At 28.2% G+C, this 12,402-nt stretch carries 13 protein-coding genes; 3 read left to right on the top strand and 10 right to left on the bottom strand.

What is annotated here, in order from left to right:
• Window positions 1-6: 6 nt before the first annotated feature.
• From ATCC9714_RS05920 to ATCC9714_RS05890, 7 genes are read right to left on the bottom strand one after another with little or no spacing between them, the layout of a single operon-like run.
• A complete protein-coding gene (locus tag ATCC9714_RS05920; RefSeq protein WP_021123911.1) occupies window positions 7-390 on the bottom strand; it encodes a biotin/lipoyl-containing protein in 384 nt (127 codons plus the stop codon).
• Between the two features lie 22 nt (window positions 391-412).
• Entirely contained in the window at window positions 413-787 is a 375-nt protein-coding gene (locus ATCC9714_RS05915) for an OadG family protein (protein WP_021123910.1), read from the bottom strand.
• A gap of 14 nt (window positions 788-801) precedes the next feature.
• Window positions 802-2,349, bottom strand: coding sequence for a methylmalonyl-CoA decarboxylase subunit alpha (gene mmdA, locus ATCC9714_RS05910; protein WP_057544726.1), 1,548 nt, complete (start codon window positions 2,347-2,349; stop codon window positions 802-804).
• Between the two features lie 31 nt (window positions 2,350-2,380).
• Window positions 2,381-2,791: a methylmalonyl-CoA epimerase gene (mce, locus tag ATCC9714_RS05905; protein WP_021123907.1), complete on the bottom strand. Its 411-nt coding sequence runs from the start codon at window positions 2,789-2,791 to the stop codon at window positions 2,381-2,383.
• Between the two features lie 24 nt (window positions 2,792-2,815).
• On the bottom strand, window positions 2,816-3,754 hold the full coding sequence (gene meaB, locus ATCC9714_RS05900; RefSeq protein WP_057544725.1) for a methylmalonyl Co-A mutase-associated GTPase MeaB: 939 nt from the start codon (window positions 3,752-3,754) through the stop codon (window positions 2,816-2,818).
• Between the two features lie 13 nt (window positions 3,755-3,767).
• Window positions 3,768-4,169: a cobalamin B12-binding domain-containing protein gene (locus tag ATCC9714_RS05895; RefSeq protein ID WP_021128377.1), complete on the bottom strand. Its 402-nt coding sequence runs from the start codon at window positions 4,167-4,169 to the stop codon at window positions 3,768-3,770.
• 11 nt (window positions 4,170-4,180) lie between these two features.
• The gene (locus ATCC9714_RS05890; protein ID WP_057538131.1) at window positions 4,181-5,851 is read right to left on the bottom strand and encodes an acyl-CoA mutase large subunit family protein; all 1,671 of its coding nucleotides are present in this window, start codon (window positions 5,849-5,851) and stop codon (window positions 4,181-4,183) included.
• Window positions 5,852-6,337: 486 nt separating this feature from the next.
• Between ATCC9714_RS05890 and ATCC9714_RS05885 the strand changes: the two genes are divergently transcribed.
• Window positions 6,338-6,982, top strand: a complete 645-nt coding sequence (locus ATCC9714_RS05885; RefSeq protein WP_021123902.1) for a Crp/Fnr family transcriptional regulator — start codon at window positions 6,338-6,340, stop codon at window positions 6,980-6,982.
• A gap of 28 nt (window positions 6,983-7,010) precedes the next feature.
• Here ATCC9714_RS05885 and ATCC9714_RS05880 read toward each other — a convergent pair whose 3' ends face one another.
• Both ATCC9714_RS05880 and ATCC9714_RS05875 read right to left on the bottom strand, forming a co-directional pair.
• A complete protein-coding gene (locus ATCC9714_RS05880; protein ID WP_057544724.1) occupies window positions 7,011-8,216 on the bottom strand; it encodes an alanyl-tRNA editing protein in 1,206 nt (401 codons plus the stop codon).
• An 87-nt stretch (window positions 8,217-8,303) separates the two neighbouring features.
• The gene (locus tag ATCC9714_RS05875; RefSeq protein WP_057544723.1) at window positions 8,304-9,185 is read right to left on the bottom strand and encodes a YegS/Rv2252/BmrU family lipid kinase; all 882 of its coding nucleotides are present in this window, start codon (window positions 9,183-9,185) and stop codon (window positions 8,304-8,306) included.
• 190 nt (window positions 9,186-9,375) lie between these two features.
• Here ATCC9714_RS05875 and ATCC9714_RS05870 point away from each other — a divergent pair, with 190 nt between their 5' ends.
• Together ATCC9714_RS05870 and ATCC9714_RS05865 are read left to right on the top strand one after the other, a co-directional pair.
• Window positions 9,376-9,672: a hypothetical protein gene (locus ATCC9714_RS05870; protein WP_021128382.1), complete on the top strand. Its 297-nt coding sequence runs from the start codon at window positions 9,376-9,378 to the stop codon at window positions 9,670-9,672.
• Between the two features lie 111 nt (window positions 9,673-9,783).
• Window positions 9,784-11,694: an ABC-F family ATP-binding cassette domain-containing protein gene (locus tag ATCC9714_RS05865; RefSeq protein WP_057544722.1), complete on the top strand. Its 1,911-nt coding sequence runs from the start codon at window positions 9,784-9,786 to the stop codon at window positions 11,692-11,694.
• 40 nt (window positions 11,695-11,734) lie between these two features.
• Here ATCC9714_RS05865 and ATCC9714_RS05860 read toward each other — a convergent pair whose 3' ends face one another.
• Complete coding sequence (locus ATCC9714_RS05860; protein ID WP_054630291.1) at window positions 11,735-12,289, bottom strand: hypothetical protein; 555 nt, start codon at window positions 12,287-12,289, stop codon at window positions 11,735-11,737.
• Window positions 12,290-12,402: the final 113 nt, after the last annotated feature.

Here is a 12,402-nt window from a genome sequence, read left to right as displayed (position 1 = left end):
TCTAATTTAACCTATAGTTATTAAAAGATCTCCTGCACTTACTGATGCTCCTTTTGATACGTTAACAGATTTAACTGTACCATCAGAGTTTGATATTATTTCATTTTCCATTTTCATAGCTTCAAGTATAAGTAATACTTGACCTTTTTTTACACTATCTCCAGTTTTTACACGTACATCATTTATAGTTCCTGGCATAGGTGCACAAACATTTCCACCTGAATTATTTAATCCTTGATTATTTTGTTTTGGTTTTTGAGCTACTTGAGGTTTTGGCTGTGGTGATTGTTGTGTAGCTTTAGGTCTTTGATTTTGTACTTCTGATCCTAATTCTTCCACTTCTACTTCATATGTATTTCCATTAACAGTTATATTATATTTTTTTATCATAGTAAATTACCCCCTGTTTTACTTACTTGATAGTATTTTGTGACATTCTCTCCCAACTTGATTTATTGTTATTACTTCTTTGAATTTTTCTAACGATTATATTATTAGTAGAGTTTCCAGTTGATGCTGCTATAGAAGCAGTTATTACTGCTACTAGCTCTTTAAAATCATCCTCATTTGATTTATTTTCATCATCTTCATTTTTTACTATAGCTAATTTAGTTTTACTACTTCTATCTTTTTGAAGTATAGTTATTATTAATGCTATAATAACTAAAATTATAAAAACAACTCCCATAGAAAGTAGCGCTACACTAATTCCTCCTAATAACTTTTCCCCTGTTGAAAGTACTGATGAAGGGTCTTTTAATGCTTCTAGTAATTGGCTAATATTCATATTTATTCACCTTCCTATAAAGGTATATTTCCATGCTTTTTAGGTGGTCTATCATCACGCTTTGATGCTAATGTATCTATTGCGTCTGCTATTCTTATTCTAGATAATGATGGCTCTATCACATCATCTATATATCCTCTTTCAGCTGCTTTATATGGAGTTGCAAATTCATCTGTATACTCTTTTATCTTTAACTCTCTCATCTTTTTAGGATCTTTAGCATTTTTTATGTCGTTTTTAAATATTATATTAGCTGCACCACTTGGTCCCATAACTGCTACTTCTGCAGTTGGCCATGCTAATACCATATCTGCCCCTAAGTCTTTTGAACACATAGCAAGGTAAGAACCTCCATATGCTTTTCTTGTTATCAACGTTATCTTAGGTACAGTTGCTTCGCTATATGCATAAAGCATTTTAGCTCCATGTCTTATAATCCCTCCATATTCTTGAGAAGTACCTGGTAAGAATCCTGGAACATCAACTAAACTAAGTATAGGTATATTAAAAGCATCGCAAGTTCTTATGAATCTAGATGATTTATCTGAAGCATTTATATCTAATGATCCACCCATTACTTTAGGTTGATTTGCAATTATTCCTATGCTTTCCCCATTTATTCTAGCAAAACCTGTTATAATATTTTGAGCAAAAAATGGTTGTACTTCATAAAAATCACTATTATCTACTATTTCATATATTATTTCTTTCATGTCATATGGCTTGTTTGAAGCCTCTGGAATTATACTATTTAAAGTTTCATTTTTTCTATTTGGGTCATCTTCACAATCTAGTATTGGTGCTTTTTCAGAATTATTTGATGGTAAAAATGATAATAATTTTCTTATCTGTACTATACAATCTTCATCATTTAAAGCTATAAAATGAGCTACTCCTGAGGTTGTATTGTGAGTTGAAGCTCCACCTAATTCTTCTGATGTAACTTCTTCTCCTGTTACAGTTTTTATAACTTGAGGTCCAGTTATAAACATTTGACTAGTTTGATCTACCATATATATAAAATCTGTAAGTGCTGGAGAGTATACAGCTCCCCCTGCACAAGGTCCCATTATGGCTGATATTTGTGGAACTACTCCTGATGCAATTGTATTTTTATAAAAAATTTCTCCATATCCAGCCAAAGCATCTACAGCTTCTTGAATTCTTGCTCCTCCAGAATCGTTAAGACCTATAACAGGTGTGCCTAGTTTTAATGCCATATCCATAACTTTGCCTATTTTTTTAGCATGCATTTCTCCAAGTGATCCTCCTAACACAGTAAAATCCTGAGCAAATGCACATACTAATCTTCCATCAACTTTTCCATATCCTGTAACTACACCTTCACCGGGTATATCTTGTTTTTCCATTCCAAAGTTTGTACATCTGTGTTTTACAAAAGCATCTAACTCTACAAAAGTGTTTTCATCAAATAATTTGTTTAATCTTTCTCTTGCTGTTAATTTTCCTGATGTATGTTGTTTATCGATTCTTTTTTGTCCGCCGCCTTCTTCTACTTTACGTCTTTTTTCATAAAGTAAATTTAATTTTTCTTGTGACATAAAATCACCCCCCAAAGATTTTATTTAGCAGTTATTTTCTCTCACTTAATTCTAATAATACTCCATCAGTGCCCTTTGGATGACAAAAGGCTATCTTTGCATTCCCTGCTCCATATCTTGGTTTTTCATCTATCATTTTATATCCTTTTTCTTTAACTTCTTCTATTGCTTTTTCTATATCGTCAACTCTTACTGCAACATGTTGTATTCCTCCACGTCCACCATTTTTAGCTATGAATTTTGCTATTGGTCCATCTTCACAAGTTGATTCTAATAACTCTAACTCCGTATCTCCTACAGGTAAAAATGCTACCTTAACCTTTTGATCTTCAACAATCTCCGTACCTTCGCATTTAAGACCTAAAACATCTTCATAAAACTTTAAAGTTTCTTCTAAATTATTTACCGCTATACCTACATGATCTACTCTTAATATATTCATTCTACTTCCCCCTAATAAAACAAACTAAATTTTAGTAACCTTTTCAAAAATCATATTGCTTATAGAATATGGATCTGATTCTTTAGTTATAGTTTTTCCTAATAGTTGTTCAATTTCATCAGTATATTCTAAATCTTTTACTAGTTTTGATACTTTTCTTTGAACTAGTTCTTTAACTTCAATTCTATTTCTTTCTAATCTTTTAGAGTTTAATTTATTTGTATCTATTAAAAAATCTCTATGCTTTAAAATATTTTCATATACTTTTTCTATTCCATCTCCATTTTCTGCAGTAACTAAACTTACCGGTGGTCTAAACTCCCAATCTTTTTTAAAGTCTAACATCATTTCAATTTCTAATGAAGTTCTCTTAGCTCCATCTTTATCAGCTTTATTTATAGCAAATACATCTGCAATCTCCATGACTCCCGCTTTTATAGCTTGTATATCATCTCCAAGTCCTGGTACCATTACCATTAAAGTTGTATCGGCTGTTTTAACAATATCAATTTCTGATTGTCCAACACCTACAGTTTCTATAAATATGTAATCACATCCATATACATCAAGTACTTTTATAGCTGCTTGAGTTGCATTTGAAAGTCCACCTAAGCTTCCTCTAGTGCCCATAGATCTTATAAATACACCCTTGTCTGTATTTAAATCATTCATCCTTATTCTATCTCCAAGAATAGCTCCTTTTGTAAATGGACTTGTTGGATCTATAGCTATAATACCTACTTTTTTATCTTGCTTTCTAATTAATTTTACTAACTTATCAGTTAGAGTAGATTTTCCAGCACCTGGAGGACCTGTTATACCTATAACATAAGCTCTTCCAGTATGTTTATAAATACTTTTTAAGTAATCTTCATATCCTAACTGTTCATTTTCTACAATAGTGATAAGTCTAGCACAATCTCTTTTTTTTCCTTCTAGAACCCTTGTCACTATATCTTTCATATTATATCTCCTTTTAAGCTAAGGCTCTTTTAAGATTTTCTCTTATAAAATCTATAGTTACTGATGTTGGAGTTCCTGGTGTAAATATTTCAGCAATCCCTTTTTCTTTTAAATAAGGTATATCGTCTTCTGGTATTACACCTCCGCCTATAACTAAAATATCTTCCGCTTCTTCTTCTTTTAATAACTCTACAACTTTTGGTAATAAGTGATTATGAGCTCCTGACAAAATGCTCATTGCAACAACATCAACATCTTCTTGTATAGCCGCTGCTACTATTTGTTCTGGAGTTTGACGAAGTCCTGTATATATAACCTCCATACCTGCATCTCTTAATGCTCTAGCTATTACTTTTGCACCTCTATCATGTCCATCTAACCCCGGTTTAGCAACTAATACTCTTATTGGTCTCATATAAAATCCTCCTATATCATAACTGTTTGTTTATATTCTCCAAATTCTTCTCTCATAACTCCACATACTTCTCCTAATGTAGCATATTCTCTAACTGCATCTAGTATATATGGCATTAGATTTTCATTAGAATTACAAGCTTTTCTTAAAGCTTCAAGAGATGTTTTTACTTTTTCATTATCTCTTATTGATTTTAACTCATTTATCTTTTCTTTTTGTCTTTCTCCAACCATAGGATCAACTTTTAATAATCCTTTTGGAGCTTCTTCTTCTATTTGGAATTTATTAACCCCAACAATTATTCTATCTTTATCTTCAATTTCTCTTTGATATCTATATGCACTATCCATTATTTCTTGTTGTATAAATCCTTTTTCTATAGCTTGTGGTGCACCACCTAATTCATCTATTTTTTCTATTAATCTTATAGCTTCTTCTTCTATTTGATTAGTTAAACTTTCTACATAATAAGAACCTGCTAATGGATCTATACTATCTGCAACACCACTTTCGTGTGCTACTATTTGTTGTGTTCTAAGTGCTACTCTTACTGAATCTTCTGTTGGAAGTGCTAGTGCTTCGTCTTTTGAATTTGTGTGTAGTGATTGAGTACCTCCAAGTACTGCTGCTAGTGTTTGAATTGCGACTCTGACGATATTATTTTCGGGTTGTTGAGCTGTCAATGTACAACCTGCTGTTTGAGTATGGAATTTAAGAGCCCATGACTTTGGATTAGTTGCTTTAAATCTTTCTTTCATAACTTTTGCCCATATTCTTCTTGCTGCTCTAAACTTTGAAACCTCTTCTAGTAAGTTATTATGCGCATTAAAGAAAAACGATAGTCTTGGTGCAAAATCATCAACATTTAATCCTGCTTCTATTGCAGCATTAACATAAGCTATTCCATCTGCTAATGTAAATGCAACTTCTTGAACAGCATTAGCTCCTGCTTCTCTTATATGGTAACCTGATATACTTATAGTGTTCCATTTAGGAACTTCTTTTGAACAATATTCAAATATATCAGTAATTAATCTCATGGATGGTTTTACTGGAAATATGTATGTTCCTCTTGCTACGTATTCTTTTAATATATCATTTTGTATAGTCCCTCTTAATTTATCAGGTGATACACCCTGTTTTTCTGCAACAGCTATATACATTGCTAAAAGTACAGATGCTGGTGCATTTATAGTCATTGATGTGGATACTTTATCTAATGGTATTCCATCAAATAATATTTCCATATCCGCTAAGGAATCTATACAAACTCCAACCTTACCTACTTCTCCTTCTGCTATTGAATCATCCGAGTCATATCCCATTTGAGTTGGAAGGTCAAATGCAACAGAAAGCCCCATGGAACCTTGATCTATTAAATATTTATATCTTTTGTTTGACTCTTCAGCTGTTGCAAAACCTGCATACATCCTCATAGTCCAAAATTTTCCTCTATACATAGTAGGCTGAACACCTCTTGTAAAAGGATATTGTCCTGGATAACCTAAATCATTTTCATAATCAAGTTCAACATCTAATGGTGTATATAACCTTTTCATTTCTTGACCTGTGTCAAATTCAAATTTTTCTTTTCTTTCTGGAAACCTTGAAATAGATTTGTTCACTTTACTTTCTTCCCACTTTGAAAATCCAGATTGAATTTGCTCTTTGTTATTTGTCATATGAAATCCCCCTATATATTTACAAAATTAAAATCTCAAATTACCCTTTTAAAATGTCCCTTCACTAAAATTATTACATATATAGTATACTTTTTGCAATCGTTTTTACTCCACCTTAATTTCATGATTTTGATAAATATAAAAATTTGAAATTTTCTAAATTTCAAATTTCATGTTTTATATTTATTGATATTTTATCTATTGATAAATACACTTTAAGATAAAAGTTTAAGTAAGATTGTACATAGTTCATGCAATAAAATATAAATTTTTTTCATTAGTTTTCAAAATTTATTTTCCATATTAAAATTTTATAGTCTTTATATTAAATATTTATATATTAATTTGTTGCTTTCAATATATTATTATAGAGACCTTTGATATTACTTATAAGTATATGATATAATCTAATACATATTAAATTGAATGGAATTATTGATTTGATATAGAATATGTTTAGAACAAGAAAATTATAAGGTGAAAAATATGTTTAGAAATTTGACAAAACAAGAAATTTTAAATTTATTTAATGGTGCTAAATACATAGTAAAAAAATTTGATAAGGAAGATATTATAGCTCTTGAAGGTCATTCGTGTACTTCTATAGGGTTAATTCTTGATGGAGGTGTAGATATTAAAAGAATTTTACCTGGTGATAAAGTTATTTTAATATCATCGTTTACTAGAGGAAACTTATTTGGAGAAGTTATTACATTTTCTGATGTAAATGTATATCCGGCTACTGTTATTTCAAACTCAAAGAGCGAAATTATGTTCATAAATAAATATGATTTTATAGATTTTTGCTCTAATAATAAAGATGTTTTAGTTTCCTTTTTAAATGATATAACAAATAAGATTATTGAACTTAACAAAGCTGTAAAAAATGTATCTTTTGTTAGTATTAGACAAAAAATCACAAGTTTCTTGCTAGATGAGTACGACTTACAAAAAACAAAATTTATAAAAATGCCTAAAACTAAAACAAAATTAGCAGAAAACCTAGGTGTTCCTAGACCCTCTTTATCTAGAGAATTTATTAATATGAAAAATGATAACTTAATTGACTACACTAATGATTATGTTAAATTACTAGATATTCAAAAGCTTAGAAATATTTTAATAGAGTAGGATTTTCCTACTCTATTATTTTTAAAGATTATTTATTTAAAGTTCTTTCAATTTTCATTTGTGCATAGTTTAACAAGGATTCAATGTTGCCATTATCTTTTCCTCCACCTTGTGCTAAAAATTGACTTCCTCCGCCGCGTCCATCTACTAAAGTTATAGCATCTTTTATAAGTTCACTCATATTTAAATTACTAATATTTTTTGATGATGCAAATACAAAATTTGACTTATCATCATTTTTTAATGCTATTAATGCTACTACATTATCTAATTCTACTAGCTTAGAAGCCATTTTTGAAATATATTTTACATTTTCATTTTCATATATTTTCTTAATTAATGATATTTCTCCTATTTTATCAGCTTCTTCTATCATTTCTTTTATCTGATATTTTGATATTTTTTCTTCTAATTTTTTATTTGTATGCATTATTTCTTCTAATTTATTATGTAAACTTTTTATTCCACTTATAGCTTCTTTTTCAGTAGAACTTAAATATCTGCAAATTTCAATTAAGTATCTGTCATTTTTTAAGCTATCATCAACTGCTCTTTTTCCTGCTAAAAATTCTATTCTTGTTGCATTTCTACATTTTTCATATTTTTTAATTTTTATCATTCTAAGAGATAAAGTTGATTTTGGATGAACTCCACAACATGCATTTATATCTAAATCACCTATTTTTACAACTCTTATTTGTTCATTTGTATTAGGTAAATCTCTTCTTAGACCTAATTTTTTAAGTTGTTTTCTCTCTGGAGTTAAAAATTCAACTTCTATATCATTTTTTATAATCTCATTTGCATATTCTTCAGCTTTTCTTATTTGTTCTTCTGTAAGAAATCCGTTTATATCTACTGTACTGAACTCTCTTCCTAAATGAAAACCTACAGTATTTGCATTAAATAGTTTAAAAAAGCAACCTGAAAGTACATGTTGTCCAAAATGTTGATTCATTCCATCTTCTCTTTTTTCCCAATCTATTAAACACTTGACTTTATGTATTTTTATAGGTTTTGTAGTTGTTATATGATATATAGTTCCATTTTCCTCACAAACATCTATAACATCGTGATTATCTATTTTTCCAGTATCACAAAACTGACCTCCTCCTCCTGGAAAAAATGCTGTTTTATCTAACTCTACATAAAACTTTGAATCTTTTTCTTTTATATCTACTATTTCTGCAGTAAATTCTTTTATATATTGATCTTTGTAATATAGCTTTTCCATATAACTCTCCTTATGTATAAAATATCCTTTTAATATTTCAAGTATAAACTAAAATCCACATTTTTATCAATGTGGATTTTAGTTTATTTATTTAATTCCTAATATTTGAACACCTTGTTTATCACATTTTATATGAAGAGGAAATTCTGGGCCTCTTTCTCCATCTATATCAGTTACTATATTTTCTTCACATTCTATGTATAGTTCATCTGTCTTAAAATATATAATTTCATTGTATTTATCTATAGGTGCTCCTTTAATTATATCTAGTAATAATGGAATTGTTTTTTGTATTGGCATAGCTTTAAAAATTATAACATCTAAATATCCATCATCTAACATTGCATAATGGGCTAAACTTATATTACCTGCAGTTCTTCCATTTAAAATTAGTATAAGATACATATCCCCTTCATATTTTAACTCTTTTGATTTTACAGTAATATTAAACTTTCTAAGATGAAGTGCATCTTCTAATCCCTTTATAATATATGATACTCTTCCTATAGAATTTTTCCAGTTTTCATCTACTCTTTGTGATACATCAGTAAACATTCCCGTACTTGCTATATTTACAAAATAATCATCATTTATTATTCCCAAATCAATATCTTTAGGTTTTGATTTTATTATTTTATCTATTGCTTCTTCAATATCTAATGGTATGTTGAGTACATTAGCAAAATCATTTGCCGTTCCCGTTGGAAGTATTGCTATTGGTAAATCTATATTATTTTTTTTCATATGATTTACCAATCTATCTACGCTACCATCTCCTCCAGCAATTAAAATATATTCATAATCTTCATTTATATCCTCTAGCCCATTTTCTATATTACTTTCTTTTGATAGTCTATATGGAACTACAGTATATCCGTTATTTTGGAACTTAGAAATTATATTATCTAGTTTATAAACTATTTTTTTATCACCAGAGTTTGGATTATATATAAACTTAATTTTTTTCATTTATATCACCACTTTTCAAAATGTATGTTTTAAGACTTATTTATATTTTAATATTATGTTTATTTATAATCAAATATATTATATATTTATCCGTCTTATTCTATATTAACCTTAATTTTGTTAAATAAATTTATTAGTCACTTTTATAATTTATACTCATATTATAATTATATATTTATAAGGAGGTTTTATGTCTAGAAAAACACAATGCCTTGATAATTGTAATGCATTAGCAAATCAATATATGGTTTTAGTTGCAATTTTTGCTTCACTTCTTTCTCAGGAAATAGAGGATGATGAAGATTTAGGTATACTAGGCTCATTTTTAATTGCTTTGGGAGAAGAGCTTTCTTTAGCATCTGAAATTAGAATCTTATGTAAATCAAAACTTGAAAAAAATAAAAACAACATAGATACAGAAATCATAGATACATTTGATAGAACTTACATAAAAAGAAAAAAAGTTAAAAAAATCATAAAAAAATAAGATGTTTCTTTTAAAGTTACATCTTGTTTTTATTTGATAAATAATTACAAAGTTACTATTAAAACTGTTATAATAATTTAGGTAAATTAAAATAATAGTAAGGGTGGTAACATGAATTTAATATCATTAGAAAATATAACAAAAAGTTACTCAGAAAAAGTACTAGTTAATAATATATCATTAGGAATAAATGAAGGTGAAAAAATAGGACTTATCGGTGTTAATGGAACTGGTAAATCTACTCTACTTAAAATAATTGCAGGTGTTGAAGAACCCGATGGCGGTACTATAACTAAACCTAATAAAGTAAGGATAGAATATCTTCCTCAAAATCCTTATTATGATGAAAATGCAACTGTTTTAGAACAAGTGTTTAAAGGAACATCTAATGAAATGAAAATCCTTCGTGACTATCAAAATACATTAGATAGATTGAGTTTAAACTATGAAGAAAACTTAAATAGCGAATTATTAAAACTTCAAGAAAAAATAGATGCACTTAATCTTTGGGACTTAGAAAGTGAAGCAAAATCAGTTTTAACAAAGCTCGGAGTTACAAACTTCTCACAAAAAGTAGGTGAATTATCAGGAGGGCAAAGAAAAAGAATTTCTCTTGCATCTGCACTTATAACTCCCTGTGAGCTTTTAATTCTTGATGAGCCTACAAACCATTTAGACAATGATACAATTGACTGGTTAGAGGAATATTTAAATAATAAGAATTTATCACTTCTTATGATAACTCACGATAGATATTTCTTAGATAGAGTTACTAATAGAATAATAGAACTAGATAAAGGTAAATTATTTAGTTATGAAGGAAATTATTCAATATTTCTTGAAAAGAAAATGGAAAGACTTGAATTAGAATCTAGTATGGAACAAAAAAGACAAAATTTAATAAAAACTGAACTAGCTTGGGTAAGACGTGGAGCTCGTGCCCGTACTACAAAACAAAAAGCTAGGCTTCAAAGATTTGATGAACTTGTAAATAATAAAACTGATGCTTCTAAAGAAAACTTAGAAATTACTACTGCATCTAGCAGACTAGGTAAAAAAATTATAGAAATATACAGTATATCAAAATCATTCAATGATAAAAAAGTTATAGATGATTTAGAGTATGCGGTTACTAGAACAGATAGAATCGGTATAATTGGTAAAAATGGAATGGGTAAATCTACTCTAATAAATATAATTAATGGTAAGTTAAGTCCAGATAGTGGACATGTAGAAATTGGTGAAACTGTAAAAATAGGTTGTTTCTCTCAAGATGACTCTCATATGGATCTTGATATGCGTTCAATTGATTATATCAAAGAAGTGAGTGATCATATTGAAACTTATGATGGTCAAAAAATAACAGCATCTCAGTTGTGTGAAAGATTTTTATTTGATGGAACTATGCAGTACACACAAATTAGAAAGTTATCTGGTGGTGAACGTCGTAGACTTCATCTACTTAGAACTTTAATGAGCGCACCTAATGTACTCCTTTTAGATGAACCTACAAATGATCTAGATATAGAAACTCTAAATAGATTAGAAGATTACTTAGATGAGTTCCCAGGTGTTGTAATATGTGTTTCTCATGATAGATATTTTTTAGATAGAATTTGTAATAAAATATTTGCATACGAAGGATTAGGTAAAATTAATATATATACAGGTAACTATAGTGATTATCTAATATTTAAAGAATCTCAATATTTTGATGATACTGTTGAAGTTAAAATGCCTAAGGAAAATGTAAAAAAAGAAAAGCCTAAAAACAATAAAAAACTTAAGTTTAGCTTTAATGAACAAAGAGAATTTGATAGCATAGATGATGATATTTCTTTATTAGAATCTAAAATAAAAGATATCGATGATAACCTGGATAAATATTCAAGTGATTTCACAAAATTGCAAGAAATGCTTAATGAAAAAAGTAAACTTGAAAATGAATTAGAATACAAGTATGAAAGATGGGAATATCTAAATAATTTAGCTGAGGAAATTGAAAAATCAAAAAATAATTAATATAAGAAATTGGCACCTATATTTTAAGGTGCCATATTTTTTATATTTTTTTAAAACTGTTAATTATGTTTAAAGCTACCTTTTCATAATCTTCTTTTAAAAATTCATCTACTGAAACTTTTAATTCATATATTCCCCTTTCTACTTTTGTAATTAAAATATAATCTTTTATTCCATTTGAAGGTTTCGTTTTTACAAGTTTCCCACTTACATTTTCATTTTCATAATCTATGGTTTCTTCTATATTTGTCATATGTTTTAAAATGGATTCAATAGATATCAAACTCACACATTCTCCTGGAATTTCTATGAAAAATCCTTGAGTTTTTATATTATATAAATTATATTCTTTGTCTTTTTCTAAAAATATAGTGTCAAAGCATTTATCATTTACAGTTTCTTTTTTTTCAAAATGCAGTGGGATATCAATTTTATAACCTAAATCACTTGTAATAGTTTGATATTTAAAATTATTTAAATCTAAATTTTTCTTATGTTCTTCACTTCTCTTTTTTCTTAAATAATACTCAGTTTCTTTTAGTTTTTGTATTTCATTAATATATACAGTCCCATTTATATTTTCAATATTACTCAAATTAATCCTCCCCCAATGTATGATAATTACTATATATAATATGCTAAGTAAATTTTTAAAATTCATTCTTCTTTAATTTTTTAAATTTTGAAATTATTTTTTAATTTTTATTG

It is taken from the genome of Paraclostridium sordellii (genome assembly GCF_000953675.1).
GTDB classification, from domain to species: Bacteria; Bacillota; Clostridia; order Peptostreptococcales; family Peptostreptococcaceae; genus Paraclostridium; species Paraclostridium sordellii.
The sequence above is the reverse complement of the archived record's forward strand: the minus strand, read 5'-3'. Positions and strand labels throughout refer to the sequence as shown.

Bases quoted from the DNA above. Each gene is read 5' to 3' on its own strand.
- ATCC9714_RS05920 (WP_021123911.1), bottom strand. From the start codon at position 390: ATGATAAAAAAATATAATATAACTGTTAATGGAAATACATATGAAGTA.
- ATCC9714_RS05915 (WP_021123910.1), bottom strand. From the start codon at position 787: ATGAATATTAGCCAATTACTAGAAGCATTAAAAGACCCTTCATCAGTA.
- mmdA (WP_057544726.1), bottom strand. From the start codon at position 2,349: ATGTCACAAGAAAAATTAAATTTACTTTATGAAAAAAGACGTAAAGTA.
- mce (WP_021123907.1), bottom strand. From the start codon at position 2,791: ATGAATATATTAAGAGTAGATCATGTAGGTATAGCGGTAAATAATTTA.
- meaB (WP_057544725.1), bottom strand. From the start codon at position 3,754: ATGAAAGATATAGTGACAAGGGTTCTAGAAGGAAAAAAAAGAGATTGT.
- ATCC9714_RS05895 (WP_021128377.1), bottom strand. From the start codon at position 4,169: ATGAGACCAATAAGAGTATTAGTTGCTAAACCGGGGTTAGATGGACAT.
- ATCC9714_RS05890 (WP_057538131.1), bottom strand. From the start codon at position 5,851: ATGACAAATAACAAAGAGCAAATTCAATCTGGATTTTCAAAGTGGGAA.
- ATCC9714_RS05885 (WP_021123902.1), top strand. From the start codon at position 6,338: ATGTTTAGAAATTTGACAAAACAAGAAATTTTAAATTTATTTAATGGT.
- ATCC9714_RS05880 (WP_057544724.1), bottom strand. From the start codon at position 8,216: ATGGAAAAGCTATATTACAAAGATCAATATATAAAAGAATTTACTGCA.
- ATCC9714_RS05875 (WP_057544723.1), bottom strand. From the start codon at position 9,185: ATGAAAAAAATTAAGTTTATATATAATCCAAACTCTGGTGATAAAAAA.
- ATCC9714_RS05870 (WP_021128382.1), top strand. From the start codon at position 9,376: ATGTCTAGAAAAACACAATGCCTTGATAATTGTAATGCATTAGCAAAT.
- ATCC9714_RS05865 (WP_057544722.1), top strand. From the start codon at position 9,784: ATGAATTTAATATCATTAGAAAATATAACAAAAAGTTACTCAGAAAAA.